This window comes from Paenibacillus sp. Soil787 (genome assembly GCF_001429545.1).
GTDB lineage: Bacteria > Bacillota > Bacilli > Paenibacillales > NBRC-103111 > Paenibacillus_E.
In genome coordinates this window covers 58,695-85,629 of sequence record NZ_LMSP01000006.1, presented here as the reverse complement: position 1 = coordinate 85,629, position 26,935 = coordinate 58,695, and the positions used below count along the sequence as shown (strand labels likewise).

At 47.8% G+C, this 26,935-nt stretch carries 23 protein-coding genes and 2 other annotated features; of the genes, 20 read left to right on the top strand and 3 right to left on the bottom strand.

The window, feature by feature from the left end; translation table 11 throughout:
• Positions 1-148: 148 nt before the first annotated feature.
• Complete coding sequence (locus ASG93_RS08980; RefSeq protein ID WP_056831000.1) at positions 149-1,018, bottom strand: Ku protein; 870 nt, start codon at positions 1,016-1,018, stop codon at positions 149-151.
• A gap of 160 nt (positions 1,019-1,178) precedes the next feature.
• Between ASG93_RS08980 and ASG93_RS08975 the strand changes: the two genes are divergently transcribed.
• From ASG93_RS08975 to ASG93_RS08940, 8 genes are all read left to right on the top strand, one after another.
• Positions 1,179-1,364: a hypothetical protein gene (locus ASG93_RS08975; RefSeq protein WP_056830999.1), complete on the top strand. Its 186-nt coding sequence runs from the start codon at positions 1,179-1,181 to the stop codon at positions 1,362-1,364.
• Entirely contained in the window at positions 1,361-1,543 is a 183-nt protein-coding gene (locus ASG93_RS08970; protein ID WP_056830997.1) for an H-type small acid-soluble spore protein, read from the top strand. Before ASG93_RS08975 ends, ASG93_RS08970 begins: the two co-directional genes overlap by 4 nt.
• A 694-nt stretch (positions 1,544-2,237) precedes the next feature.
• A complete protein-coding gene (gene tsaE, locus ASG93_RS08965; protein ID WP_056831165.1) occupies positions 2,238-2,720 on the top strand; it encodes a tRNA (adenosine(37)-N6)-threonylcarbamoyltransferase complex ATPase subunit type 1 TsaE in 483 nt (160 codons plus the stop codon).
• A complete protein-coding gene (gene tsaB / locus ASG93_RS08960) occupies positions 2,717-3,541 on the top strand; it encodes a tRNA (adenosine(37)-N6)-threonylcarbamoyltransferase complex dimerization subunit type 1 TsaB (protein WP_056830995.1) in 825 nt (274 codons plus the stop codon). Before tsaE ends, tsaB begins: the two co-directional genes overlap by 4 nt.
• The gene (gene rimI / locus ASG93_RS08955; protein ID WP_200984466.1) at positions 3,541-4,047 is read left to right on the top strand and encodes a ribosomal protein S18-alanine N-acetyltransferase; all 507 of its coding nucleotides are present in this window, start codon (positions 3,541-3,543) and stop codon (positions 4,045-4,047) included. Before tsaB ends, rimI begins: the two co-directional genes overlap by 1 nt.
• A gap of 124 nt (positions 4,048-4,171) precedes the next feature.
• A complete protein-coding gene (gene tsaD / locus ASG93_RS08950; protein ID WP_082614814.1) occupies positions 4,172-5,263 on the top strand; it encodes a tRNA (adenosine(37)-N6)-threonylcarbamoyltransferase complex transferase subunit TsaD in 1,092 nt (363 codons plus the stop codon).
• Positions 5,264-5,337: 74 nt separating this feature from the next.
• Positions 5,338-5,588 (top strand) — a binding site (T-box leader).
• Between the two features lie 159 nt (positions 5,589-5,747).
• Positions 5,748-6,010: a binding site (T-box leader), on the top strand.
• 229 nt (positions 6,011-6,239) lie between these two features.
• Entirely contained in the window at positions 6,240-7,814 is a 1,575-nt protein-coding gene (locus ASG93_RS08945) for a 2-isopropylmalate synthase (protein WP_056830993.1), read from the top strand.
• Positions 7,815-8,177: 363 nt separating this feature from the next.
• On the top strand, positions 8,178-10,508 hold the full coding sequence (locus tag ASG93_RS08940; RefSeq protein ID WP_056830992.1) for a hypothetical protein: 2,331 nt from the start codon (positions 8,178-8,180) through the stop codon (positions 10,506-10,508).
• A gap of 766 nt (positions 10,509-11,274) precedes the next feature.
• On the opposite strand, the gene ASG93_RS08930 is transcribed toward ASG93_RS08940, so the two are convergent.
• On the bottom strand, positions 11,275-11,895 hold the full coding sequence (locus ASG93_RS08930) for a GntR family transcriptional regulator (RefSeq protein ID WP_156410852.1): 621 nt from the start codon (positions 11,893-11,895) through the stop codon (positions 11,275-11,277).
• Between the two features lie 310 nt (positions 11,896-12,205).
• Between ASG93_RS08930 and garR the strand changes: the two genes are divergently transcribed.
• The 4 genes from garR to ASG93_RS08910 are packed head-to-tail and all read left to right on the top strand — an operon-like array spanning position 12,206 to position 16,807.
• Complete coding sequence (gene garR, locus ASG93_RS08925) at positions 12,206-13,099, top strand: 2-hydroxy-3-oxopropionate reductase (RefSeq protein ID WP_056830987.1); 894 nt, start codon at positions 12,206-12,208, stop codon at positions 13,097-13,099.
• A gap of 3 nt (positions 13,100-13,102) precedes the next feature.
• Complete coding sequence (locus tag ASG93_RS08920; RefSeq protein ID WP_056830984.1) at positions 13,103-14,533, top strand: four-carbon acid sugar kinase family protein; 1,431 nt, start codon at positions 13,103-13,105, stop codon at positions 14,531-14,533.
• Between the two features lie 34 nt (positions 14,534-14,567).
• Positions 14,568-15,401 (top strand): class II fructose-bisphosphate aldolase, encoded by an 834-nt coding sequence (locus ASG93_RS08915; RefSeq protein WP_056830982.1) that lies wholly within the window; start codon positions 14,568-14,570, stop codon positions 15,399-15,401.
• A gap of 47 nt (positions 15,402-15,448) precedes the next feature.
• Positions 15,449-16,807, top strand: a complete 1,359-nt coding sequence (locus ASG93_RS08910; RefSeq protein WP_056830980.1) for a GntP family permease — start codon at positions 15,449-15,451, stop codon at positions 16,805-16,807.
• Between the two features lie 595 nt (positions 16,808-17,402).
• Here ASG93_RS08910 and ASG93_RS08905 read toward each other — a convergent pair.
• A complete protein-coding gene (locus ASG93_RS08905; RefSeq protein WP_056830979.1) occupies positions 17,403-19,361 on the bottom strand; it encodes an ABC-F family ATP-binding cassette domain-containing protein in 1,959 nt (652 codons plus the stop codon).
• 382 nt (positions 19,362-19,743) lie between these two features.
• On the opposite strand from ASG93_RS08905, the gene ASG93_RS08900 reads away from it, so the two are divergent.
• The 8 genes from ASG93_RS08900 to groL all read left to right on the top strand — a co-directional run bounded on the left by ASG93_RS08900 (position 19,744) and on the right by groL (position 26,747).
• A complete protein-coding gene (locus tag ASG93_RS08900) occupies positions 19,744-20,373 on the top strand; it encodes a 5-formyltetrahydrofolate cyclo-ligase (RefSeq protein ID WP_056830976.1) in 630 nt (209 codons plus the stop codon).
• 16 nt (positions 20,374-20,389) lie between these two features.
• Positions 20,390-20,878 carry a cyclic pyranopterin monophosphate synthase MoaC gene (moaC, locus tag ASG93_RS08895; RefSeq protein WP_268796000.1) on the top strand — a complete coding sequence of 163 codons (489 nt, stop codon included), beginning with the start codon at positions 20,390-20,392 and terminating at the stop codon, positions 20,876-20,878.
• A gap of 111 nt (positions 20,879-20,989) precedes the next feature.
• Positions 20,990-21,481 (top strand): molybdenum cofactor biosynthesis protein B, encoded by a 492-nt coding sequence (locus ASG93_RS08890; protein ID WP_029197035.1) that lies wholly within the window; start codon positions 20,990-20,992, stop codon positions 21,479-21,481.
• Positions 21,482-21,569: 88 nt separating this feature from the next.
• Positions 21,570-22,583 (top strand): molybdopterin-binding protein, encoded by a 1,014-nt coding sequence (locus tag ASG93_RS08885; protein WP_056830972.1) that lies wholly within the window; start codon positions 21,570-21,572, stop codon positions 22,581-22,583.
• 366 nt (positions 22,584-22,949) lie between these two features.
• Positions 22,950-23,687: a twin-arginine translocase TatA/TatE family subunit gene (gene tatA / locus ASG93_RS36945; protein ID WP_063891823.1), complete on the top strand. Its 738-nt coding sequence runs from the start codon at positions 22,950-22,952 to the stop codon at positions 23,685-23,687.
• A gap of 70 nt (positions 23,688-23,757) precedes the next feature.
• On the top strand, positions 23,758-24,516 hold the full coding sequence (tatC, locus tag ASG93_RS08875) for a twin-arginine translocase subunit TatC (RefSeq protein WP_056830969.1): 759 nt from the start codon (positions 23,758-23,760) through the stop codon (positions 24,514-24,516).
• A 227-nt stretch (positions 24,517-24,743) separates the two neighbouring features.
• Positions 24,744-25,025 carry a co-chaperone GroES gene (groES, locus tag ASG93_RS08870; RefSeq protein ID WP_028553854.1) on the top strand — a complete coding sequence of 94 codons (282 nt, stop codon included), beginning with the start codon at positions 24,744-24,746 and terminating at the stop codon, positions 25,023-25,025.
• 93 nt (positions 25,026-25,118) lie between these two features.
• A complete protein-coding gene (gene groL / locus ASG93_RS08865; protein ID WP_056830967.1) occupies positions 25,119-26,747 on the top strand; it encodes a chaperonin GroEL in 1,629 nt (542 codons plus the stop codon).
• Positions 26,748-26,935 lie beyond the last annotated feature (188 nt).

Here is a 26,935-nt window from a genome sequence, read left to right as displayed (position 1 = left end):
AACGGCGCTGAAGTCCGTAAGCTCGGAATCATCGCTCCAAATAGGCAGTTAAGGGCATCGAGGTCCGTTAAACGTCTATTTCCGGTTGGTATCATTAGCTGTGTGCGTTAATTGGTCCGTCGTAGTTTTTTTTGTGTCTTATTCACATTCACGTTACCGGTTCTTTCGCTTTTTTGGCTCTCGGTTTCGCTTTCGGCTTCTTGACCTCTGTTACGCTGGCGTCCTCACCTAATGCTACTTTTCCATCCGTCGGTTTCGTGGCGTCAAGGCTCGCTTGCAGCGCGGCCATGAGATCAATAACGCTCGTTTTCTGCAGCGTAGGGGCAGCTTGAACTTCTTCTCCAGCCACTTTATGCTCGATTGCTTCCAACAAACGGCCGCGGTACTCATCTTTATATTTTTCGGGTTCAAAAGGTGTCGATAGCTGGCTGATGAGCATCTTCGCCATTTCCATTTCACGCTCGTTCACGGTGACTTTCTCGGGGAGGTTGGGAACTTGCGAAATCGGCCGAATCTCATCCGGGTAAAAAATAGTTTCCATAGCGAGGCAGTTTTCGATAACTCGAATGGCGGCTAGTGAGCTTTTGGAACGGATCGAGACTTTGGCGATGCCGATTTTGCCGGTTTGACGCATGGAATCCAGCAGCAAATGATAGGCGCCAGAGCCAGTATCTCCAGGCCCAAGATAGTAAGTCTTTTGAAAATAAACCGGATCAATATCTGTCAAGTTGACGAAATCCAGAATCTTGATCTCTTTATTCGCTTCGCCCGAGATATTTTCCAATTCATCCTTCTCAAAAATAACGAAACGTCCAGGTTCATACTCGTATCCCTTGGAAATTTCCTCCCACTCTACTTCCTTCTCACAAGTCTGGCATTTACGCACATAGGAGAGCGGTGTAATACAAGTTTTATGTATGTAACGCATGGAGATATCCTTATCTTCCGTAGCCGAAAACATTTTCACAGGCACATGAACAAGTCCGAAGCTAATAGCGCCTTTCCAAACTGTATGCATCTCGTGATTCCTCCTGGGTAATCGTGATTGTACTAGTATTCTCTTGATTTAATGGCTTTATACGGTAGGAATTTAAGAGAATAGATGGCCTCGAGAGTGGGTACTTTAAAAGCGAAGTTGATCACCATGAAGCTAATCTATGCTAAGGAGGGATTCACGGATGGCACAAGATTCAAATGCATCCCAAGATACAGTTAATCAAGGGCAAGATGACCATTTTATGGACATTGACCGCATGATTAACGAAGGCTTGGGAGGCGGCAACGTCACCATGCACAATGGATTAATCGAATCTTCGACAACAGATACGATGGATCATCCGGAATCCGTATTGGATGAGCCATGAACATTCATCGCGCTCAAGAGATTATAGCCGCTGATGAGAAGATTCACGTCGAGCTAAATGGCCTCCCTGTCTGGATCGATAGTGTGGATACCGGCAAAGCAATTGCCAAAGTCCATGCGGAAGAAAACCCGGCCGATTCTCGGGTAGTATCGGTTCAGGAGTTAGAAGAGGTCCATTAGTGGATGTGAAAGAACAGCAAAGCCTGCTCCGAGTTATTTCGGGGCGGGCTTTTTCAATAGATAAGAAAGTATAAGTTTTATACATTTGCTTCGCATCTACCTTGACAAACGCGCTCGTCCCTGAAGGACGACGGAGTCGTTTATCCTTAGATAAAAAAAGTATAACTTTTATACTTTTGCCAGTCGCTCTGTACGAAGGGTTGGTTTTCCGCTGTCAAAGGGGCAGCAGGCAAAAACGTCGTGCGACACGAACTTCAACGAAGCGCAAATCAGCTCTTGTAGAATGGCTGCATTTATACATCCTTTCTACCTCTTATTTAGCTCGGTAAATACAAGCAGAAATGCTGCAATAATACTGTATATTTGCAGGAATTCCTCCCTAATCGTTGGACTCGATTGAAAAGACTGCACTTATGCAGGCTTTTTCAGTAGATAAAGAAGTATAAGCTTTATACTTTTGCTTCGCATCTACCTTGACAAACGCGCTCGTCCCTGAGGTCGACGGAGTCGTTTATCCTTGGTAGATTAAGTAAAATTAGGTTTTATACTCTTGCTCCGCATCAATCTTGATAAACGCGCTCGTCCCTAAAGGACGACGAAGTCGATTATTTAGATTAGAGAGTTGATGTTGCCTGCTAGCGAGGACTATAATAGGAGCAGCACGCGCAAACGGAAAGAAAGGGATGAGATCTACTTGCCTCAATCCATATTTACGTACAACTCCCGGCATGAGGAAGATACCGATAAATTGGGAAGATTGCTGGCCGCCTATTTGCAGCCCGGCACTGTCTTTACACTAGATGGCGATCTGGGTGCGGGAAAAACGAGGTTTTCGCAAGGCTTTGCCAGAGCGATGGGAATTACAGAAATCGTTAATTCGCCTACATTTACCATTATCAAAGAATACGAGGGAGCTGAGCTTCCTTTCTACCATATGGATATGTACCGCATTTCGCAAGAGGAAGCTGATGAACTAGGGCTTGAAGATTATTTTTATGGAGCGGGCGTTACGCTGATCGAATGGTCAAGTTTAATTGAAGACCTTCTGCCGCCAGAGCGGCTAGCCATCACGATTGCCCATCAGGATGATCAAACCAGAGTATTTCACCTGACTCCGCACGGAGACCCGTATCAGAGCTGGTGTGTACAAATGAAGGAGAACGGACATTTACAATGACAGAACGGATAATGAATTTAGGACGATGCTTAGCCATCGATACCTCAACATCTGCAATGACAGTTGCTATTTTGGAAAATGGAAACATGCTTGGCGAGGTCAGCTCCTACGCTGAACGGAATCACTCGATCGGGCTTCTTCCCCATATTCAAGATTTGCTTGCGAGTTTACATCTCAAACCCAAGGACCTTCAATCGGTCGCTGTGGGCCAAGGCCCCGGTTCCTATACAGGGGTTCGTATTGCCGTGTCTGTTGCCAAAACGTTCGCATGGTCGTTAGGTCTGGACCTTATTGGTGTGTCCAGCTTAGAAGCCATGGCGCTTGGTGGCGCTATGAAGGAGCAGAGCGCGACCGGAAATGGGCCGACTTGGGTGGTGCCGCTCATGGATGGTAGACGTAAGCAGGCTTTCACGGCAGTCTACGCCTATGAAGGGGCTACTCCGATATTAGCTAATGGTGAGCTCGGGGCGAATTGGCAAGAAGTTCTGCCTGATGGCATTCGTGTTATTGGATCTTGGACGGAGCAAATTATTAAGCTAGCAGCTTCATCTGCGCAAGAACATAGGCCTCAAGCAATTCTGTTTGTAGGTGAAACCGAGGGGTTTAAAGATGAACTGGCACAATTCGCCGGAGATTGGGACGGAGTCGTTCGTGTCCTTTCCTATGGGATAGAAGCGGAATATATCGGGAGACTAGCCTATCCGAGGCTGGCTAAAGGGGAGAAAGCAGATGTGCATACATTTGTCCCTAATTACACCAGATTACCGGAAGCTGAAGCCAATTTACTGGCCGGAATTAAGACGAAGAAGGGGGATCATTGATGATGGAGCAGCGGCAACCGCAAACAACCGAAAATTCGTTGGTGTTCCGTTCCATGCGAATGGAAGACATCCCTTTTATTTGTGAAATCGAGCAAGAAGCGTTCACGACACCTTGGACAAAAGGTGCATTCGAGAATGAATTAACGAACAATCAATTTGCTCATTATATGATTATGGATATCGAAGGTGAGGTCGCCGGGTATGGCGGCATGTGGCTCATCATGGAAGAGGCGCATGTCACGAATGTGGCAGTTCGGGATACGTATAGAGGACGTAAATTAGGGGAACGTTTGCTTCGGGAGCTGATGAAAACAGCTGCTTTCCTAGGGGCTATTCGAATGACACTTGAGGTTCGAGCTTCGAACTACGTTGCGCAAAATTTGTATGAAAAAGTCGGATTCCGCTCTGTTGGCGTACGTAGAGGGTATTACACGGATAATCGCGAGGATGCTGTCATTATGTGGGCAGACTTGCCTAAGAGAAGAAAGGATAGTCTCGGGGATTGAGGCTTTCGGATAGGTGACGAATTTGACTAGAGAAGTAGGACAAGAGTTAGAGAGAGAAGCGGGACAACAGCAAATGAGTGAAACGGGTCAAGAGCAAATGATGAGTGAAACAGGTCAAGAGCAAATGAGTGGAACGAGGCAACAGATAGATAAGGATGTGCTAAAAAGTAAAACAGGCCAACAGCAAAAGGAGGCTACCGTCACGAAGCCGGTTTATATTTTGGCCATCGAAACGAGCTGTGATGAAACCTCCGTAGCCATTGTCGAAAATGGTAAAATCATTCGTTCCAATGTGATTTCCAGTCAGATCGAAACCCACCAACGCTATGGCGGTGTGGTGCCGGAGGTGGCTTCCCGCAAGCATGTGGAGTCGATCACATGGATGCTGGAGGAAGCCGTAGAGAAAGCGGGCGTATCGCTGCAGGAGCTGTCCGCGATTGCCGTAACCGAGGGACCTGGATTAATCGGGGCCCTGTTAGTTGGCGTCGTAGCGGGCAAAGCGCTAGCCTGTGCCTTGGATCTGCCGCTGATTGGTGTTCACCATATTGCGGGACATATTTATGCGAATCAGCTTGTGCATGAGCTCGAGTATCCGTTGATCTCGCTCGTTGTGTCCGGCGGACACACCGAGTTGATTCTGATGGAGGAGCCGGGCCAGTTCCGTATCATCGGGCGAACACGCGACGATGCGGCTGGCGAGGCCTACGACAAAATCGCGCGGGCGATGGGCCTGCCTTACCCGGGCGGACCGCATGTGGATCGGCTTGCGCAGGAAGCCGAGTCCGAGATCAAGATGCCTCGCTCGTGGCTCGAGGCAGACTCTTACGACTTCAGCTTCAGCGGATTGAAATCCGCTGTGCTGAACGTCGTCAACCAGAGCAAGATGCGCGGCGAGGCCGTTCAAGTCGCGCAGATTGCCAAGGGCTTCCAAGCCTCCGTCATCGACGTGCTTGTGGAGAAGGCTGACCGCGCCGTACGTGAATACGGCGCGAAACAGCTGCTGCTCGCGGGCGGCGTTGCCGCGAACAAAGGCCTGCGCAGCAAGCTCGCCGAGCGCTGCGAGCAGCTGAATGTGCCGCTGCTCGTGCCGCCGCTCGGCCTCTGCACAGACAACGCTGCGATGATAGGTGCAGCCGCTTTTCTCAAGTGGGACAAGCAGGAATTCGACTCCATGGAACTGAAGGCAGAACCTCAACTCAAGCTGGAAGAGTGGTAAGGGCAATAAAATAAATTTTCTGACAACTGTATTGACTTTGTTAAAACTGCATATTATAATCACAATCAATACTTTCAAACGCAACGAACGGGATTAGTAAGGAACAGCAGTTTCGCTCAGAGAGCTGTGCGCTTGGTGAAAGCACAGACGAAACGGTACCTGAACTCGCCCGGGAGCGGTAAGGCTGATAAGGATGCCAAGGATCCAGCACCCAAGTAGGTCTTGACGGTTGACCCCCGTGATCAGGTACATGAGTGGTTTCGAGTGTAACAGCTCGGATCAATTAGAGTGGTACCGCGGAAGGTTCAAGCCTGTCGTCTCTTTTATAGAGATGGCAGGCTTTTTTGGTTGTTCTGGAACTTGAAGCGAACATGAACAAATGCGATGAAGGAATACGAATATAACAAACCAGATGGGCAAGAGAAGTAAGTAAGGAAAACATACACAAAACGCGATGGACAAGAGTAGTAAGGAAATCATACACAAAAACGCGATGAACAAGAGTAGTAAGGGCTCACTTGTACGGTACAGAAAGCTGCGGGTTGATGCGACGCAGACCGTGAATGCCCCGAACTCGCTTGGAAGCGGTCATCTTGATCAGCCAGTTAAACGCTGTTAGGGATGAACGGATGACCTCCGTGATCGGGTGACATAGCCAGCTCTTGCTGCGCTATGTCTGAGGTGGACTCCGTGACTTGGAGCCAACAAGAGTGGTACCGCGCTGGGTGAAGACCCGTCGTCTCTTATGTGAGATGACGGGTCTTTTTGTTGTTTTGAGGTGGCTTCTCAATCGACTGAAATCAGCCAGCTGACCTGCTTCCACCGATGTGAGCTTCTGTAAAGATGAAAAACATCACTAAAGTAACGTGGAGACGCATAAATCAGTCGTAGCACGTTTTATTTTCAGCTTTAAACTAATTCAAACCATAAAAGATAATTGCCAGCAAGTCTGGCCCAACCTTGAGGAGGAATAACCATGGAAATCAACAACACTAACAACAATCGACGTATTCGCATTTTTGATACGACACTTAGAGATGGCGAACAGGCGCCAGGAGCCTCCCTTTATCCGGAAGAGAAGATCCGTATCGCAAGGCAGCTTGCGAAAATGGGCGTGGATACGATCGAGCCGGGCTTCCCGATTTCAAGTCCTGGCGATTTTCAGGCGGTGCAGCAAATTTCACGGGAACTGCAGAACATAGAGATTTGCGGCTTCGCCCGCGCTGTTAAAGCGGACATTGACTCGGCGATAAAAGCCACACAGGATGCTGCTTCAAGACGGATTCACATGTTCCTGTCCTCATCGGATATCCATCTGGATTTTCAACTTCGCAAATCCCGTCAACAGGTGGTAGAGATGGCTCGCTCCATGGTTGCCTATACGAAGCAATTCGTGGATCGGATCGAATTCTCGCCGATGGACGCAACGCGAACAGGGGACGAATTCCTGTTTGAAGTTCTCGAGGCAGTCATTGCAGAGGGAGCAACTATACTGAACATCCCTGACACTGTAGGCTACGCGCTTCCAGAGGAATATGGGGCTATGTTCCGCAGGGTGCGTCAAAGTGTAAGAGGCGGCGACACCGTGGAGTACAGCGCGCATTGCCATAATGATCTGGGTCTTGCTGTCGCGAACAGCCTTGCGGCTATTGCTGCAGGAGTCACTCATGTGGAAGTAACCGTTAACGGTGTAGGGGAACGCGCTGGCAACTGTTCGCTCGAAGAACTCGTTATGGCGATTGAGACGCGCAAGCAAATCATGGGTGTGGAAACAGGGATCGTATCCAGTGAAATTTTCAACACATCCAAAATGGTCAGCCGCATCATGGGCTTCCCCATTGCTTACAATAAGCCGATTGTCGGCCGCAATGCCTTCCAGCACGAAGCGGGTATCCATCAGGATGGGCTGCTGAAAAATCGCAATACGTACGAAATTATGGATCCGGAAAAGCTGGGCATTCCACGGTCCATGATCATCCTTGGCAAGCATTCGGGTCGTCATGCGCTGAAACATCGCGTAGGGCAATTTGGCATAGAGCTTACGGGAGAAGAACTGGATACACTTTACACCAGATTCAAGGAAAAAGCGGATGACCAGAAAATGGTGACAGACGACCAACTCATGGAGCTTGTAGGATCTACCGTTAATGGGCAAATGGAGCCATTTACACTGACGCATATGCAAGTCGTTTCTAGCAGTGATCGCAATCGGGTCGCCTCTGTGTCGGTCAAGAACAATCAAACAGGTGTTGAAAATGTTTACTCGGGGACAGGTGAAGGCCCAATTGAGGCAATCGTGCAGTGCCTTAGACAAGCGATTCCGATGGCTGTAGATTTCTCCGATCTGGAGCTTCACTCGTTATCCACAGGTGAAAAGGCAACTGGAGAAGCGGAAGTCACCATCTCAGTGGGCGGCCAAACTTATAAAAACACAGGTATTGACCAGGATGTGCTTGTGGCGGTAGCGAAAGCTTTTATCTCAGCCTGCAACCAAGCCATTCGTATGCAAAATAGTATAGCGGCTCCAACAGAAGCCACAACAGCGTCATAAACAAGCAGACGGTCTCAAATTGTAAGAAAACTTAGATATATACACAGCTTGTGTGCAAAGTTATTCACATGCCCTGTGTACAATGTGTATAACTAGAGCAAACCCACGGTTACCAACGATTTTAAAAGAAGATGGAGAAGAATAACTTTTTATCATTTTTTTGTGGATAATGTGGATAAGATTGTGGAAAACGAAGGAATAGCGCAGAGAGAGGCGAATTTTGCCTCTCTTTTTTTGTGGATAACGATGTGGATAAGTATTGGGCCTAAAATCATTCTACTTTAAATTATCGGAACAATCCGGCAGTGGATAGCTTTTCACTTGGATGAAAATGCTAAAAGCAAAAACAGTTGGTGAATGCATTTGAAACTAAAAATAGCAGGCATTATTGTGGGCATCTTGACTTTATGGTTGGAGTTGTCCACAAGCGCGGAGGGAATAGAAGCTGGTATCGGCACATCCATCCACAATGGCGTAAAGTCCAAACAGGTAACGGTGGTTTCGATACCGGGTTTATCGTTCATGGAGCTCAGACCAGATCAACTTGTGGAGCTCCCCCATTTACGGCGGTTGACGGAATTAAGTGCAGTTGGAGCTATGAACATTCGCACATCGAGCCGAACGATGAGAGATGTGTATGTCTCGTTGGGAACAGGAGCACCTTCCATAGGAGTTGCAGAAGTGCAGGCTTTTGCAGCAAAAGAAACCAGGCAAGGCATTCAAATTTCCGAACTTATGAATCGTTACATAGGCCGCTATGGGGAAGATAAACCGATTGAGCCTGACTCTGTGCTGGTGCCTGACATCACGATGCTGCAGCGGGCTAATGAGAAACAAGGGTATGGAACAGGCATCCTAGGGGAACTGTTGAAGGAGTATGGTGTTTATCGTTCTGTGCTGGGAAGCAGTGATTTAGGGAAGAGATCAGGCATCGAAGAAAAGAAATTGCGGCGGTACAGTCCGTTCATGCTGATGGATTCTAATGGTTTTGTGGACAAAGGTGCCCTCGGAGATGACGTTGTAACTGTGGTTGTGGATAGACCCTATGGTGTTACAACCAATTATGCACAATTGCGTTCTTTGTGGGAAAAAAGGAAGCTGCCCGGCATTGCACTAATCGAATTAGGTGATTTGTATAGACTATACTCGGATCAAGAGCATTACACGGAGGAACGTTTCACACAGTTGAAAGGACAAATCTTGAAGGAGATGGACGAGTGGATTGGGCAAGTGATGGCAGGGATGACGGAGGAGGAAAGCTTGTGGATCTTCTCTCCGGAGGTGAATAATGAGGCGGCTAGAGCAAAAGCCTATTTATCTCCTATCCTTCATTACACGACCGACAGCAGAGGGGCAATTCTGGTTTCGGAATCTACTCGCAGGCAGGGTGTGGTCACGGCGCAAGATTTCACAAGTTCGCTGCTAAAAGAGTTCAACATCCCGGTGCCGAGTGGGCTGATGGGCATTCCTTTATCCTATATGGGGAAAAGTGATGTTCTTGCTGGACTGGTCAGGGAACAGAGCAGCATGCAGATGATTTACCGCAGTAGGCCGCTGCTTCTATATCCTTTTGTTACTTATGAAATGCTCATATTGCTCTTGAGTTTGATGTATGGTCTGTGGATTAAAAAAAGACTGGCAGACCGTGAATATCTCGAAGGAAAGGCTTTGCCTTGGCACAGGAGTGTGCGCACGCTGCTCTTCTCGTTGCTTACGGCTCCTGGAGTTATGCTGTTGACGGGCTGGTTGGTTGTTCCTCTCACAACAAAAATAGGGGTAGAAGGAACGATGCGTGTGCTGATTGCCGTTTTTATAATGTGCACGCTGCTTATTTCTGTTGTTATGGAAAAATGCCGCCTATCCACAGCTATGATCTGGCTTGGTCTTGGGAACGCGTTGATCATAACGCTGGATGGCAGTACAGGGGCCCATGCCATGAAGTATTCCATTCTGGGTTATGATCCGATGATCGGCGCCCGCTACTACGGCATCGGGAATGAGTACATGGGCGTCTTGATCGGCGCCCTAGTTCTAGGCGTGACGGCGGCTATGCATCGCCGTCATGGGGCTTCGCCTGCCGCGGCGCCGCTCGTGTGCGGGGCGTTTTTGCTCGTGACGGCCTGCCTAGCGGCACCGTCACTCGGCGCGAACGCGGGCGGCGCACTGAGCGCCGCGGTCGCCTTCGGCGTAGCCGGCGCGCATTGCTTCGCCGGCGAGGGCTGGCGCGAGCTGCGCCTAGGCAGGGGCGCAGCCCTGCTGTCGGCGCTGCTCGCGCTGGGGTTTGGGGCGCTGTGGCTGCTCAACAGCGCCGATTCTCCCGCGGCGGCCTTCGCGCGGGAGAGCCATGTCGGGCGTGCGTTTCACGCGCTGCACGCCGGGCACTTCGATCAGATCGGACAGCTGATCGAGCGCAAGCTGCGGATGAACGTGCATTTGCTTCGTGCATCCGTTTGGAGCAAAGTGCTCATCACCAGCCTCATTGTGATGGCTGTTCTTGTGCTCCGTCCACGCGGCCATCTTCGCTTGTGGCAGCACAAATACCCGTACTGGATGTACGGGTTCTCGGCCAACATGATCGGAGCCATCGCAGCGCTGCTGCTTAATGACTCCGGCATTGTGGCAGCGGCTACGATGATCGTCTTCGTAGCTGTACCGATGCTGCTGCTGCGACTGGGGGAGCTGGAAGCTTCTTAACGTCTTCATGGAAAATCCCATTGGATCGGCTGGAGTAAGGCTCACATATTTGGAAATAAGAGCCTCCAGAAGCTTCTATTTCAACAAAAACTGGCTAATGATGGGCGATAAGAGTCTCCAGAGACTCTTATTTGATCCCGAACACAGCGCATACAGAGCTTTCCGTGGAAATAAGAGCCTCCAAAAGCTTCTATTTCAACAAAAACGAACTAATGATGGACAATAAGAGTCTCCAGAGACTCTTATTTGATGCCGATCACAGCGCATATGGAGCATTCCGCGCAAATAAGAGCCTCCAGAAGATTCTATTTCAACAAAAACTGGCTAATGATGGGCAATAAGAGTCTCCGGAGACTCTTATTTGATGCCGAGCACAGCGCATACGGAGCATTCCGTGGAAATAAGAGCCTCCAGAAGCTTCTATTTCAGGCTAATGATGGGCAATAAGAGTCTCCAGAGACTCTTATTTAACAATTGCTCGGAAAAAAGAAGTCGAAGTTAGCACAGAGCAGAGCAGAAAGGGGATTGGCATGGGTGAACAAGCGGCGCTTTGCGGTGTCAGTATGTTAGACAAAAAGACCTGAGGCAGAGCCTCAGGTCTTTTACAGTAGATAAGACTTCTATGCCGCGTTGCGGCACCACTGATGTATGAAAATTTTTAATTTTCAGGGCAGAAAGTATAAGTTTTATTACACTTCGCGTCATCAGTCTTGACAAACGCGCTCGTCCCTGAAGGACGACGGAGTCGTTTATCCTTGATGATTGACTAGCAAATTAAGTGCAAACAAAAATCTAAATCCGCTTGTAGATGTTGTTTCATCAAAGCTTCTGCTTGGTCGCCATCTCTTGCTTTAATGGCCTCATAGATATTCTCATGCTCATCAATTAAGAAGGGCCGGTTGTAGTAAACAACGGTACGACGAAAAAGATAGATGATGGACTGCATACGATCGATGATATCGATCATGAACGGATTGTTACTTGCCTGTACGATGATCTCGTGAAATTTCTCGTTGGCCTTCATAATATCTTCCACAGCCCCTGTTCGGCCAATCCTCACACACTCAAGAAGAGACTGTAACTCGCTTTCGGGAAGATAAGTTGCAGCACTTCGAGCAGCGGATCCTTCTAACAGCATACGTACTTGAAACGTATTTCTCAAATCCTTCTCAGAAGGATTAATGACCATTTTATTTGCTATAAGTCCTTCTTGTTCCAATTTACGTATGGATTCACGAATCGGGGTTCGGCTAACTCCTAATTCAGAAGCAAGCTTTTCCTCAACAATTTTGGATCCGCGAGGAATTTCGCCTTGTAAGATCATATCACGAATAATTTCATAGGATTGGTTGTAAGCAGGACGAGATTTTTCATTGTTCTTGGCCAAATTGTCCACCTCTTCGAAGGTCCGAAATCTAAACTAAAATAATAATTATACTTCTTTTATTTATGAAAGTATAGACTAGCGCTTTAATAAAATTAATATTAAGATAATCGTATCCGAAATTGATGAAATTGTATACAAAAACAAATCGAATTGAATACATTTCGGTGTGGCATAATAGGTTAACCGTTGCATTCTGCTAAAGAGTTCAAGCTTTGATTTTTATCATAAACACATGTTTGCCAAAACATTCATGAGAAGCTAGAGGCTATTCAGCTGACATGTGAAAGCGCAATCAATAGGAGGAATAGAAATGAGTAAAAAAATTGGGTTTATAGGCTTAGGCATCATGGGAAAACCAATGGCTATCAATCTTTTGAAAGCCGGATATGATGTAACCGTAACCGATTTAAATAAAGAGGCTGTGGAGCAAGTAGTTAAGTCAGGTGGCCTTGCTGCTGCATCTCCCCAAGAGGTAGCAGTGACTAGTGACGTTATTATCACCATGCTTCCGAATGCGAACATTGTTAAAGGTGTTATTTTTGGAGAAAACGGGATTTATAAAAGTGCAAAAGAAGGTACGGTAGTGATTGATATGAGTTCCATCTCACCTGTAGTTTCCAATGAAATTGCTAATGAGCTAGCTAAACAAGGGATTGAAATGTTAGATGCCCCTGTAAGCGGAGGGGAACCCAAAGCTGTAGATGGCACCTTGGCCATTATGGTAGGCGGTAAGGAAGAAGTTTATGAAAGTGTGAAAGATGTGCTTTTCAGCATGGGAAGCGCTGTTACCTTAGTAGGCGGAAACGGATGCGGCTCTACGGCTAAATTAGCCAATCAAATTATCGTAAATCTCAATATTGCGGCTATGTCGGAAGCGCTTGTTTTGGCTGCAAAAGCCGGAATTGATATCGATAAAATGTATCAGGCGATCAGAGGCGGGCTTGCTGGGAGCGCTGTACTTGATGCAAAAGTTCCGTTAATCCTCGATAGAAATTTCGTTGCCGGAGGAAGAATTGATATTAACCTTAAGGATATTACCAATGTCATGGAAACAGCGCACGCAATCGGAGTTCCGCTGCCGCTATCAAGCCAATTGCTTGAAATTTTCCACGCGTTGAAAGTCGATGGCAAAGCTAGTCATGATCATGGCGGAATTGTTCAGTACTATGAAAAACTTGCACAAGTTGAAGTAAGGAGGGCGTAACAAATGAGTACGAGCACAATAAGTGTCTCATTCCTCGAATCGCAATTGCCCCCAGAATGGAAAGGCAGCGATCTTCGTGGGCAAATCAATCAAATCAATCAATCCCGCAATAAGAAGATTATTGTGCTGGACGATGATCCGACAGGTGTACAAACCGTACACGATATCGATGTATTGACGCAGTGGGACAAGGAATTATTGCGTGAAGCTTTCAATAATCCGGAAAAAGTTTTCTATATTTTAACCAACACACGCGCTTATCAAGCGGCCGAAGCGGAACGGATCAATCGTGAAATTGCCCAAAATGTACAGGCTGTAGCAAGTGAAACAGGAATCGGCTTCGTCTTCGTCAGCAGAGGCGATTCTACATTGCGCGGGTATTATCCATTGGAAACCGATACGCTAACGGATGAGATTCGCCGAATGACGGGACTGGAATATGATGGGCATTTGATTATCCCGGCTTTTTTTGAAGCAGGCCGTATGACTTATCACGGTACCCACTACCTCAAAGAAGGCGACGCGCTGCTTCCTGTTCACGAGACGGAGTTTGCCAGAGATAAGGTCTTTGGCTATGCGCATAGTGATTTAACGCAGTGGGTTGCAGAAAAAACGGATGGACGAATTAAGCCTGAAGATTGCGTTGTGATTACGCTTGAACAGGTGCGCCGCGGGCCGGATGCAGTGGAAGAAATGCTGCTGCAAGTTAAGGGGAATGTTCCGGTTATTGTGGATTGCTTATCCTACGCAGATCTGGATGTCCTATCCTTCGCGCTATTGCAAGCTGAGAACAAAGGCAAGAAGTTTATTTTTCGTACGGCAGCCTCTTTTGTAAAATCATACGGGGGCATCGCAGATCAAGATATTTTGCCGAAAGAAAAGCTAGTGGCCAAAGGACAAGAATCACACGGAGGGCTTGTGGTGGTCGGCTCTCATGTCCAAAAGACGACACGCCAATTGGAACAATTGCTTGCAGGCACTAACATCATTTCCTTGGAAATGGATGTCAATAAAATTTTGAATCCAGCTGAAAAGGCTGAGGAATCGAAGCGGCTTATTAACCAAGTGAATGAACACATTGCCAGAGGACAAAATGTGGTTGTATTCAGCAGCCGCAAACTAGTTGCCGTCCAAACCTCCGATGGAAATTTAAACATCAGCCAAACCGTATCGGAATCACTGGTTAAAATTGTGAGCTCCTTGGATATTGTACCTAAATTCATCATTGCAAAAGGAGGAATCACCTCAAGCGATGTTGCCACCAAAGGACTGGGCATTCGCAAAGCGAGAGTCATTGGACAGGCTGCAGCGGGTATTCCAGTTTGGCTCACAGGTGAAGAGGCCAAATTCTCAGGCATTCCGTATATCGTGTTTCCGGGTAACGTAGGAAGCGATACAACGCTGCTTGAGACTGTTCTAAAAATCGAAGGCTAATTCAACCATATTGAAATTGAAGGGGCTAATAAAGATGCTTGTGAATACCAAAGATGTATTAAAAGAAGCTCAAAGAAAAAGTTATGCTGTGGCTGCTTTTAATGTATTCAATCTAGAAACCGTTCAAGCGGCTGTAAGGGTAGCAGAACATGAACATCAGCCGGTCATTATCGCCTTAGGAGAACGCTACTTTCCAACGGTAGATGTGGAAGGATTTGCTGCGATGGTTCGAGCATTAGCTTCCAAAGCTAGCGTACCTGTTTCGCTTCATTTAGATCACGCTTATGAAAAGGAATCTATCGTCCGGGCGATTGAGAATGGTTTTACATCGGTGATGTATGACGGCTCCAAATACGAGCTTAATGAAAATATTTTACGGACAAAAGAAATCGTAGACCTTGCTCATCAGGCAGGCGTATCGGTAGAGGCTGAAATTGGATCATTAGCAAGAGGTGCTTTTTCGGACGAAGAAGAAGGGGATGGAACTCTGACAGATCCGCAATCCGCGAAAGAATTCGTCGCAGCAACAGGGGTGGATTTCTTGGCAGCCGCGATTGGCACGGTACACGGTATGTATCAAGGTGAGCCCAATATTAACCTTCCGCTTTTGGAGAAAATACGTGATGTTGTTGATATTCCGCTTGTCCTTCATGGGGGATCTGGAACACCTGATGAAATGATCAGGCAAACGATTAAACGCGGCATATGCAAAATTAATGTCAACACGGAAGTGTCGATGGCAGCAGTAAGCTATTTGCAAAATCAGTCTGATAACAAATCAATGCCGCATCTTTCTTCCATAATGTCAGATATGCAAGCTTCAATGGAGCCTGTGATGACTAAATTCGTCAAATTATTTGCTTACTAAGATGCTTCAATTGGTAATCGCTTACAACTAAAAAGGGGGCAAAAAGAATGGTTTCTATATTTGGATTAAGCCATGACATAAGTTTATTGCTATTTGCTTTGATTTCCATTGTAGGTTTAATTGTATTGATTGCAAAGTTTAAAACAAACCCATTTATCGCACTGATTGTCGCTGCGTTGTTTATGGGATTGATTTCGGGAATGAAGCTGCCCGATATTGTTAAATCCTTTCAAGACGGGGTAGCTAGTACGCTTGGTTTTATTGCCATCGTGATCGGACTCGGAACGATGCTCGGGAAAATGATGGCCGAGTCAGGAGGAGCTGAACGTATCGCCCGAACGCTTATACGTGCTTTTGGCGAGAAGAATGTCCACTGGGCGATGATGGTAGTGGCTGTCATTTGCGGAATTCCTGTATTTTTCCAGGTTGGGGTTGTCTTGTTAATTCCGCTTGTATTCGTGATTGCCAAGCATACCGGCACTTCGCTAGTCAAAATCGGTCTTTCTTTAGTTGCCGGTCTTGCCGTTGTTCACAGTCTTGTTCCGCCGCACCCTGCTGCTATGCTGGCGGTTGGTATTTTTCACGCAGATTTGGGTAAGACGATCCTGTTATCTATTTTAGTAGCTATCCCTGCTGCTGCGGTAGCGGGCCCGATCTATGGCTCTTACATTGCTAAGAAAGTTATTGTAGAACCAACGGGTGAACTGGTTGAGCAATTCACGAAGGCTCAGCAAAAGGAGCTGCCTGGTTTTGGCATTACGCTGCTTACTATTTTACTTCCAGTTATTTTGATGCTGCTTGCTACTCTCGTGGATGTTACGCTTCCTGCTACTAGTGGATTACGCATCGTTGTTGATTTTATTGGAAGTCCGGTCGTAGCACTCCTCATTTCACTGGTATTTGCTTTTTATTCATTTGGCTTTGCCCGCGGCTTTGATAAAAACGATCTTTTAAAGTTTACGAATGAGAGTCTGGGACCTGTCGCTTCTATTATTTTGATTATTGGCGCAGGCGGCGGCTTCAATAAAATATTGACTTCAAGCGGAGTAAGTGAAGCGATTGCTAAACTGGCTACAGGCGCACATATCTCGCCTCTTGTATTAGCCTTTGTCATCGCCGGCATTATCCGAGCAGCGGTTGGATCTGCTACTGTCGCTATGACAACATCAGCAGGTATCGTTGCCCCGCTTGTTGCAACAATTCCCGGTACAAGCCCAGAACTGTTAGTGCTTGCAGTAGGAGCAGGTTCTATCATGCTTTCTCATGTGAATGACTCCGGGTTCTGGTTGATTAAAGAGTTCTTTAATATGTCGGTGGCCCAGACGCTAAAAACGTGGACCGCTATGGAAACTATCTTGTCCTTCGTTGCTTTTGGCATTGTTTTGCTGCTTAGTTTGGTTGTGTAAGGGAGGAATTCCATAAATCGTTTTTAAACCATGTCTGATTGAAGTACTGTAGGTTGTCTAACAATAAAAAAGGAGTTAAGCCGTTTATATAGGCTTAGCTCCTTTTTTTGGTGTCTTCGGGTATTTTCTGGAGCGATTATTGGTAAAGTTGAGTGTGAGGGCAGGTAGATAATTAAGAATAGGTTCACTGGCGGGTGAACATTAATTGTTTGACCTGCCGTAACCATATGACGTGCTCCGTTATCGGAGTGTATCCGCAGAAAAGTTTGGTGCGAGGGCAGGTAAAAAAGTATTTTATTCAAATACTGATAAACAGCTGGTCGAATTCAGCTCTGTGGAGTGACTTCGGACATATAAGCTGCTAATCTGCGGATCATAGGGAACGAGGGGCCGCTATTTCGGTAATTATGCCGATTCCGGACCGGTACGCGGAACGTGGGTGCGCTATTTGGCGTTTTTCCGGTTTTTACACCTCGAAAGCGGGAAATAGAGGATCCTCGTTCCGCGAAAACATGAAATACTCGTTTTTGAGCTAAATAAGGCATCTACGTTCCGCTAAAATATAGTGATGTCTTATATGAATCGATAAATATCGCTACGCGAGGAGTATCTCCCACTCCCCATAACAAGCAGCGAGCGAGCTCTTCCGTTCATCGACCGCAGCGGTCTTCTCCTGAACGAGCACGTAGTCATTGTACACTGCTGGGTCTGCAAGCTCCGCCTCCAGGGCGGACACTTCGTCTTCCAGCCGAGCGATGTCGAGCTCGAGCTGCTCGAGCTTGCGCTGGCGGCTGCGTTCTTCGCGCTTTGCCAGCTTATCCGCTTCATACCCGCCGCCGCTGACGGTGTCACTCTTTCCAGCACCAGCACCAGCGCCGCTGCCTCCAGCAGCCTTCTTCTCCGCCTCTTTGGCCAGCCGCTTCGCTTCCATCTCAGCGAGCTCGGCCTTTTTCTCCACATAATCATCGTAATTGCCGAGATAGCTCGTAAGTCCATCCTTCTGCAGATCCAGCATGCTCTCAGCCATCTTGTTCAGGAAGTAACGGTCATGGGAGATGAAGAGAAGAGTCCCCTCGTAATCCATCAAGGCAGACTCCAAAACCTCTTTGCTGTACAAATCCAAATGGTTGGTAGGCTCATCGAGGATCAAAACATTCGCTTTTTGCAGCATCAGCTTGGCTAAGGCCACTCGGGCTTTTTCCCCGCCGCTTAAGGCAGCGACCTTTTTGAACACGTCTTCGCCGCTAAAAAGAAAGCTTCCAAGCACCGTCCGAATGCGTGCTTCCTCCAGATGCGGATAAGTATTCCACACTTCCTCAAGCACGTTGTTGGTCGGAGTCAGTCCGGTTTGCTCCTGATCATAGTAGCCAATCGTGACGCCAGCGCCCCACTTGAAGGTGCCTGCGTCTTGTTTGTGCTGACCAATTAATGTTTTGAGCAAGGTGGATTTACCTACACCGTTCGGTCCAATGAGTGCAGCGGTTTCCGAACGACGAAGCTGGAAGGTGACGCCATCAAGCAATCGGTTCTTTCCATCATAGGAAAGCGCCAAACGGTCAACCTGCAGCACTTCCTTGCCGGAAGTTTGCTCGATTTCAAAAGAAAACGAAGCCCGCTTCAAATCCCCCATCGGCTTATCGAGTCGATCCATTTTTTCCAGCTGTTTGCGGCGGCTTTGCGCTCTCTTCGTCGTGGAAGCTCGCACAATATTGCGCTGAACGAAATCCTCCAGCTTGGCAATTTCATCCTGCTGCTTTTCGAACTGCTTCATTTCGATCTCATAATTAGCTTCTTTAATCTCTATGAATCGGGAGTAATTCCCGGTATATCGCTTGGAAGCATTTCGCTCAATCTCATAAATAGAAGTCACCAAAGCATCCAGGAAGAACCGGTCATGTGATACGACCAGAATAGCGCCTGGATAGCCGCGTAAATACCCTTCCAACCAAGTTAGCGTCGGAATGTCCAGATGGTTCGTAGGCTCATCGAGCATGAGAAGATCAGGTTCTTCGAGCAGCATTTTGGCAAGAGCAAGCCTTGTTTTCTGACCGCCGCTGAGCGTTTGGACTAACGTATCCGGAGGAAACTGGCCGAAGCCCATCCCGTGCAAAATGCCGCGGATTTTCGCTTCAATTTCATAGCCGCCATGTTCACGGAACCATTCGGAGCGCAGAGCATAACGATTCATCGTGGTTTCGTACTTTTTTTCGTCTGAGATTAGTTCAGGATCTGCCATTAAGGCTTCAAGTTCACGAAGTTCCCGCTCCGTTTCCAACAAGGAACTAAACACGCTGAGCAGCTCATTCCAGATCGACTTGTCCGTTTGCAGACCGCTATTTTGCTTCAAATAGCCGATTTTCGTTTCTTTCGCCTTGAATAAGTCGCCGCTGTCATAGGACATTTCGCCGGCAATAATTTGGAGCAGCGTCGATTTACCGGCGCCATTCACGCCAACTAAACCGATCCGTTCTCTGTTTTCGATCTGAAGCGTTATATTGGAGAGTACGGAACGTACCCCATAGCTTTTGGAAATGTTAGAAACCTGTAATAGCATCTGCTGCTACCTCCTGCTTATTAATGAAAGGACCCGTCCAAGCCTGCCTGTCGTTCGCTTATAAATCCCATCAATTCATTAGTATACACCATGCGAGGCGGCATCGTATGCTTAATTTTGCATAGATCAGAGTCGGTGGAGGATGGGTAAATGGTACTTTTGAGGCATGCTAAGCATATAGGCTGGATGGAAAAAGGATCGATCACATCTTTACAATTAGGAAGAATGTCCAATCTTCATGGGCGATTCTGACGATATTCTCGGACCATTTTCCCGTAATAACGCTCATTCGACTGGGGTCTTCGGTGCGAGTATAGTTTTTTTCCTTGTTTATGTTAAAATGGGGGAAACCACTCCTCGTTAGGGAAGGGCTGAAGCTAGTATGAACATCCGAGAGCGGAAAATAGAATTACGCAAAGAAATGGAAGGACTGCGCGCCTCCATCATGAATGAAGAACGTGAAGAAAAGCAGCAGCGCATAAATGAAAGATTAAAAAAGCTATGCAGCGATAGGCTTCTTGGGCATGGACAGAATGAAACGTCCGCTCCGCCTACGATCATGAGTTATATGCCTTTTCGGTCTGAGCCGGATGTTGCCCCTCTGATGGAATGGTGTTGGCAGCAGGGAATTCGTGTGCTTGTGCCGAAGGTTGTAGCAGATACGAAGACAATGAATTTGCATGTCATAAGCAGCTATGAAGATGTGGAAAGCGGAGCATATGGCATCAGAGAACCTCGCAGCGAGGTGTCGATTGAGCACGATTTGTCCACCCTATCTATGATCTTAGTGCCAGGGCTTGCTTTTGATTTGGATTTCGGAAGACTGGGCTATGGGGGCGGTTTTTATGATCGCTTCATGCAGCTATTTGCTGCGCGCGGGCTTAAGAGACCATTTGCGGTTGCGGCCGCTTTTGATAATCAATTGATTCCTGCGGTTCCTTCTTCCTGGCATGATTTCCGAGTTGACGGGATCGTCACCGAGAGCAAAATGGTCTTCAAAACAGAATCCTAAAATAGAGGTGAGTGCTTTGCCCGATTTTTCCCCATTAACCCATTTTAATGAGCAGGGACGAGCACGAATGGTCGACATTTCGGATAAAACAGAGACGAAGCGTACGGCTACTGCGCGTTCCACTTTAATTATGAAGAGTGAGACACTTGATTTAATTAAGCAGGGTAAAATGAAAAAAGGCGACGTCCTCGCCGTTGCGCAAGTGGCTGGCATCATGGCCGCCAAAAAAACGTCAGACTGGATTCCGATGTGCCATCCGATAGCACTGACTGGCATTGATATTCAGTTTGCTGATAATGGCAACAATGAACTTTACATAGAAGCAACTGTCCGGACGACGGGCCCGACTGGCGTTGAGATGGAGGCTTTAACGGCCGTATCCGCCGCCGCGTTAACCGTCTACGACATGTGCAAAGCGGTAGAGAAGGATATGATTATCAGCTCCACGCTGCTTGTCCTCAAAACGGGCGGCAAAAACGGGGATTTTCACAGACAAGATAGTTGACAGTGACGCGACTAGACAGATAAAGCAGGTTTTTTCATAGAAATGAAAGTCGACGATCACTCAGGTTAGTGGGGTTATCTCATTCAGTTAACAAGGGAGAGGTGACGAAGGATGCACTGGAAAGTTGCGATTTTGACAGCCAGTGACCGCGGTTACCGAGGAGAACGAGAAGACACTAGCGCTCAGGTAATCCGCGAGCTGATTGAAGAGGAAATTCAAGGCGAGATCATCGAATACCGGGTCGTTCCGGATGAGATGGATGAAATCATGGCTTCATTAATAGAAATGACGGATTATTATCAGGCAGATTTGATTTTAACGACTGGCGGAACGGGGCTAGCCCCCCGAGATGTGACACCGGAAGCAACGCTCAATGTGATTGACCGGGTTGCGCCTGGTTTTGCAGAAGCTATGCGAATGATTTCGATGCAAAAAACACGGAAAGCCATGCTTTCCAGAGCGGTATCCGGCATCCGCGGGCGCACGCTGATCATTAATTTGCCGGGCAGCCCGAAGGGCGTGCAGGAGAATCTGATGGCGATTATCGATCAGCTTCCGCATGCGCTGGGGATTCTGACAGGCAAAGAAGGTGACCATGGGTGAGCGATTCTAGAGCATTGTTAGGTGAAGATGCAAGTGTTGAATTATCGCTTATGAAGTGCGTTGGGGTCAAGCAAGAAGGTGATCAAGGATGAATAAACATGAATCCATGCTGCGCGAGGTTAAGGTTGAAGATGCTATCGGCATGATTTTGCCGCATGATCTGACTCAGATTTTGCCTGGTGAGTTCAAAGGGCGCCTGTTTCGCAAAGGCCATCAGGTCACGGAGGCCGATATTCCTGCGCTTCTGAGCATCGGCAAAGAGCATATTTATGTGATGGAGCTGCAGCCTGGCTACCTGCATGAGGATGAAGCTGCGCAGCGTATGGCGAAGGCGATAGCTGGAGATCACCTCACGCTGTCGGAGCCGCATGAGGGCAAAGTGAACGTGAAATCGGCGATTCACGGCTTGGTCAAGATCGATAAGGCGTTCGTCGACAGTGTGAACGCCATCGATGAGGTCGTGTTGTCAACGATTCGCAGCAACACGGTCGTTCAGGCAGGCGCTTCGCTAGTCGGCACGCGGGTGATCCCGCTGATTGTGGACGAAGCGAAGGTTGTGGAGGTCGAGCGTCTGGCCGCCGCTCGCCGTGAGATGGGCTTCACCTTGCTTGAGGTGAAGCCGTTTCGCAAGCTGCGCGTGGGCGTGATTACGACGGGCAGCGAGGTCTTCAAGGGCCGAATCAAGGATAAATTCGGCCCGGTTGTGAAGGAGAAGCTCGCGCAGCTCGGCTCCGAGGTAGTAGACCAACGCTTCGCGCTCGACGACAGCGAAGCGATTGTTGGTGAGATCCGCGCGATGCTAGCGCTGGGCGTGGATCTGGTCTTGGTCACGGGCGGCATGTCCGTGGACCCGGACGATCGCACACCGGGTGCGATCAGGCAGGCCGGCGCCCGCGTGGTCAGCTACGGCACGCCGATGCTGCCGGGCTCGATGCTGATGATCGCCTATCTGGGCGATGTGCCGATCATGGGCTTGCCGGGTTGCGTGATGCATGACCCGTACACGTCTTTTGATGTGCTGCTCCCGCGGATATGCGCGGGCGAGACCATCGTGCGCAGCGACATTACGGAGATGGGGTACGGTGGGTTTTATCAGTGCTAGCTAGTGCTACTGCTAGCGCTAAAGAGAATGCGTTCAGACATTTTGCTGCATTTTGTGCAGGTAATTGGTTGAATTTGTTTTGTATCTAGCAATTTACTGCAAAAAGTACATCTCTTTTGGAGCTTAGGTGATATATTGGCTGTTTTTAGCGGATTTTGATGTACAAAATGCAGGTAAAGTGGGCCGTAGAGGTGAAAAGTAGCCAAATAACTGCACTTTTTGCAGCTAATGCAAAAGTGTGGTGACTGAAGTGATGGTATTGACCGCAGTTACCACCCACTAGGTGATTTCGTTGCTGATTTGTGTGTTTGCCAATTTGTTTATATGGTTTTGTTGAAGTCGCAACAAATAATGGAGATGAAGTCCATGTTTCAAAATATCGGTTTCACCGAGCTCTTATTAATAGCGGTCGTTGCTCTTGTACTATTTGGACCGCAAAAGCTGCCTGAAATTGGGCGCGTGCTGGGGCGTACGATCAGGGATTTCAAGAAGGGCGCTCACGCCCTGCTGAACGATGAGCCTGAAGAAAAGGCGGCGCCAAAGCCGGCTGCCGAGGTCAAACCTGCTCCTCAGGTTTCGACTCAAGTCGAAGCGGCTTCGTCAAACGCTGTTGAAGCAGGTGCTCCTTCCGAGAGAGCCGCAGTGGAGTTTATAACGACAGCTCCCTCATTAGTCAAGTCGGCTGTCGAATCAGTTCCAGCCTCACCGGAAGCAGCGGAGTCAGGCTCTTCCGCCACTGCTGAAGCTGTCCATGCGGTCGTCCAGACCGAGAAGATACCGGCACCCGCACTTGACTCATCGGTTGGCGCATCTTCTGCACAATCGGGCTCTTCTGCTGCAACAGCAGCATCCGTTCCGTCGGCAGCAGTGCCCGCTGTAGAAGATCTGTGGGCCAATCCGACGGCACCCGCTCGAACGAGCGCACCACCTGCCTCTCCAGCAGCGGTCTCCGCTGCAGAAGCACCACCTGCCTCTTCAGCAGCAGCGCCCACTGCAGAAGCACCGTCGATCGTGCCGACGGCAACCGCTCGGACGGCCGCACCAGCTGCCTCCAAGGCAGCGCCTATCGCGCCGCCAAGCAACACGCGGCGTCTGCCGGACTAGCCGCTTTCTTTTCAGCATAACAAGTGCTTCAACCGTACAGGTTTGATCCACTAGATCAGGTTGGTGAAATATGACAACGAACGAAGAAATGTCACTCGTAGAGCACCTTGGTGAGCTGCGCAAACGAATCATGTGGATACTGGCTGTCCTGGTCATAGGGATGGTAGGCGGACTAATCAGCGCGAAGCCGATCATTCGTTACCTCAAAAACATTCCGCCTGCTAACAGCATCAGTTGGAACGTTTTTTCCCCTTGGGATGCCCTGCGTTTGTATATGAATTTTGGTTTGGCCGTAGGTATTTTGATTACCCTGCCGGTTATTCTTTATCATATATGGGCGTTTGTTAAGCCTGGCTTGCGTGAGGCTGAGCAGAAGGCTTCGATTATTTATATTCCTTATGCGTTTTTGCTCTTTTTGGTAGGTCTTTCCTTTGGGTATTGGGTTGTTTTTCCGATGGCCTTTTACTTTACTTCCTCCATTAGCCGGAGTCTCGATATCACGGAGATGTATGGCGCGGCGCAATATTTTACATTCATGTTCAATATTATTCTTCCGCTGGCCATTACGTTTGAAATGCCGATTGTCGTGATGTTCCTCACGAAGATTCGCCTTTTGAATCCTAAGCGTCTGCACAAGTTCAGAAGATATGCCTACATGCTGCTCGTTATTCTATCTACGGTTATCACGCCGCCGGATGCGATATCGGCTATCTTAGTGGCTTTGCCGCTTATTGTTTTATATGAATTTAGCGTATTTATGTCGGGGTTCATCTACCGCAAACAGTTGGCGAAGGACGCTGAGTGGGAGCGGGAGTTCGGTCCTAAATGATAAAACAGTCTGCGTAATGTGCAGGCTGTTTTTCTTTTTTTAAAGGGAATATTTGTTTTTCATTTGGGTAGAATGAGGGGGGTGTCCAAAAGTATGAAAAATGTGTAAAAGGACTTGCAAATTACTCCCAGAATGAGTATCATAAGAATTGTTGTTAGCACTAAACACATTCGAGTGCTAATAATCGACAAAACCATTACCAATTTTCTAAAGGAGGCTATTTTTCCATGATCAGACCGTTAGGTGATCGAGTAATCATTGAAGCCGTTGCGAAAGAGGAGACTACAGCAAGTGGCATCGTGCTGCCAGATACAGCTAAAGAAAAACCACAAGAAGGTAAAGTTGTAGCCGTAGGCGCAGGCGCGTTGAAAGATGGCGTACGTGTTCCGCTTGAAGTAAGCGAAGGCGACCGCATCATTTTCTCCAAATACGCTGGAACTGAAGTGAAATACGAAGGCCGCGAACTGTTGATCTTGCGCGAAAGCGACATTCTCGCTGTATTAGCCTAATTTAGCAGGATATAGATCGGCACTGCGTTTACTTAGTTTTTCCGTAAAACTACTTACTATGTACAGGTTCTAAATTAGAGGAGGTTTCCTATCATGGCAAAAGAAATTAAGTTCAGTGAAGACGCACGCCGCGCGATGCTTCGTGGGGTAGATGCTTTAGCTAATGCTGTAAAAGTAACCCTCGGTCCTAAAGGCCGTAACGTTGTTCTTGAGAAAAAATTCGGCAGCCCGTTGATCACTAATGACGGTGTTACCATCGCGAAAGAAATCGAGCTTGAAGATGCTTTCGAAAACATGGGAGCACAACTTGTTAAAGAAGTTGCTACCAAAACTAACGATGTTGCTGGTGACGGTACAACAACTGCAACGGTTCTAGCACAAGCTATGATCCGTGAAGGTCTGAAAAACGTAACTGCAGGCGCTAACCCAATGGTTATCCGCAAAGGTATCGAGAAAGCTGTTAAAGCGGCTGTAGAAGAGCTTCAAGCTATCGCGAAGCCAATCGAAGGCAAACAATCCATCGCACAAGTAGCGGCAATCTCTGCTGCTGACGAAGAAGTAGGCGAATTGATCGCTGAAGCTATGGAAAAAGTAGGTAAAGATGGTGTTATCACTGTTGAAGAATCCAAAGGATTCCTTACTGAACTTGAAGTTGTAGAAGGTATGCAATTCGACCGTGGTTACACTTCCCCATACATGATCACTGATACGGATAAAATGGAAGCTGTCCTTGACAACCCATACATCCTGATCACTGACAAAAAAATCTCGAACATCCAAGAAATCTTGCCTGTTCTTGAAAAAGTGGTTCAATCCGGTAAACAACTTCTGATCATTGCTGAAGATGTTGAAGGCGAAGCACAAGCAACGCTTGTTGTGAACAGACTTCGTGGAACATTCACTTGCGTAGCTGTTAAAGCTCCTGGTTTCGGTGACCGTCGTAAAGCTATGCTTGGCGATATCGCTGCTCTAACTGGTGGTCAAGTGATTACTGAAGAGCTTGGTTTGGATCTGAAATCCACGACTCCTGACCAATTGGGTAGCGCGCGTCAAATCCGCGTAACCAAAGAGAACACAATCATCGTTGATGGCGCTGGCGACAAAAAAGACATCGGCGCACGTGTTACTCAAATTCGCGCACAATTGGAAGAAACAACTTCCGATTTCGATAAAGAAAAACTGCAGGAGCGTTTGGCTAAACTTTCTGGCGGCGTAGCTGTTATCAAAGTTGGCGCAGCAACTGAAACTGAGCTGAAAGAGCGCAAACTTCGCATCGAAGATGCTCTGAACGCAACTCGTGCAGCTGTTGAAGAAGGTATCGTTTCCGGTGGTGGTACTGCCCTCGTTAACGTATACAACGCAGTAGCTAAAGTAGTAGCTGTTGGCGACGAGCAAACAGGCGTTAACATCATCCTGCGCTCCCTAGAAGAGCCAGTTCGCACAATCGCAGCTAACGCTGGTCAAGAAGGCTCCGTTATCGTTGAGCGCCTGAAGAACGAAAAAGTAGGCATCGGCTACAACGCAGCAACTGGCCAATGGGTGAACATGTTCGAAGCAGGTATCGTTGACCCTGCTAAAGTAACTCGTTCCGCACTGCAAAACGCAGCATCCGTAGCAGCTATGTTCTTGACAACTGAAGCGGTTATCGCTGACAAACCAGAAAAAGACAAACCAGGCATGCCTGATATGGGCGGCATGGGTGGAATGGGCGGCATGATGTAAGAAGTGCCCAATTCCCTTGATTTATAAGGGGTTTGAGGTATGGGGATGTCGCGAGGGTAACTAAAGGGTAACATCAGTAGTTAAAATTAGAGGTTTCTCATGAGTTCACTGAACTTATGGGAAGCCTCTTTTTTCTTGGGTTTGGTTACGTGTAGATATACATTCTTCGTGGTGTTGCCAATAAAGAT

Coding starts and splice junctions, on each gene's coding strand:
- ASG93_RS08980 (WP_056831000.1), bottom strand. CDS start 1,018: ATGCATACAGTTTGGAAAGGCGCTATTAGCTTCGGACTTGTTCATGTG.
- ASG93_RS08975 (WP_056830999.1), top strand. CDS start 1,179: ATGGCACAAGATTCAAATGCATCCCAAGATACAGTTAATCAAGGGCAA.
- ASG93_RS08970 (WP_056830997.1), top strand. CDS start 1,361: ATGAACATTCATCGCGCTCAAGAGATTATAGCCGCTGATGAGAAGATT.
- tsaB (WP_056830995.1), top strand. CDS start 2,717: ATGACAGAACGGATAATGAATTTAGGACGATGCTTAGCCATCGATACC.
- rimI (WP_200984466.1), top strand. CDS start 3,541: ATGATGGAGCAGCGGCAACCGCAAACAACCGAAAATTCGTTGGTGTTC.
- tsaD (WP_082614814.1), top strand. CDS start 4,172: ATGAGTGGAACGAGGCAACAGATAGATAAGGATGTGCTAAAAAGTAAA.
- ASG93_RS08945 (WP_056830993.1), top strand. CDS start 6,240: ATGGAAATCAACAACACTAACAACAATCGACGTATTCGCATTTTTGAT.
- garR (WP_056830987.1), top strand. CDS start 12,206: ATGAGTAAAAAAATTGGGTTTATAGGCTTAGGCATCATGGGAAAACCA.
- ASG93_RS08920 (WP_056830984.1), top strand. CDS start 13,103: ATGAGTACGAGCACAATAAGTGTCTCATTCCTCGAATCGCAATTGCCC.
- ASG93_RS08915 (WP_056830982.1), top strand. CDS start 14,568: ATGCTTGTGAATACCAAAGATGTATTAAAAGAAGCTCAAAGAAAAAGT.
- ASG93_RS08910 (WP_056830980.1), top strand. CDS start 15,449: ATGGTTTCTATATTTGGATTAAGCCATGACATAAGTTTATTGCTATTT.
- ASG93_RS08905 (WP_056830979.1), bottom strand. CDS start 19,361: ATGCTATTACAGGTTTCTAACATTTCCAAAAGCTATGGGGTACGTTCC.
- ASG93_RS08900 (WP_056830976.1), top strand. CDS start 19,744: ATGAACATCCGAGAGCGGAAAATAGAATTACGCAAAGAAATGGAAGGA.
- ASG93_RS08890 (WP_029197035.1), top strand. CDS start 20,990: ATGCACTGGAAAGTTGCGATTTTGACAGCCAGTGACCGCGGTTACCGA.
- ASG93_RS08885 (WP_056830972.1), top strand. CDS start 21,570: ATGAATAAACATGAATCCATGCTGCGCGAGGTTAAGGTTGAAGATGCT.
- tatA (WP_063891823.1), top strand. CDS start 22,950: ATGTTTCAAAATATCGGTTTCACCGAGCTCTTATTAATAGCGGTCGTT.
- tatC (WP_056830969.1), top strand. CDS start 23,758: ATGACAACGAACGAAGAAATGTCACTCGTAGAGCACCTTGGTGAGCTG.
- groES (WP_028553854.1), top strand. CDS start 24,744: ATGATCAGACCGTTAGGTGATCGAGTAATCATTGAAGCCGTTGCGAAA.
- groL (WP_056830967.1), top strand. CDS start 25,119: ATGGCAAAAGAAATTAAGTTCAGTGAAGACGCACGCCGCGCGATGCTT.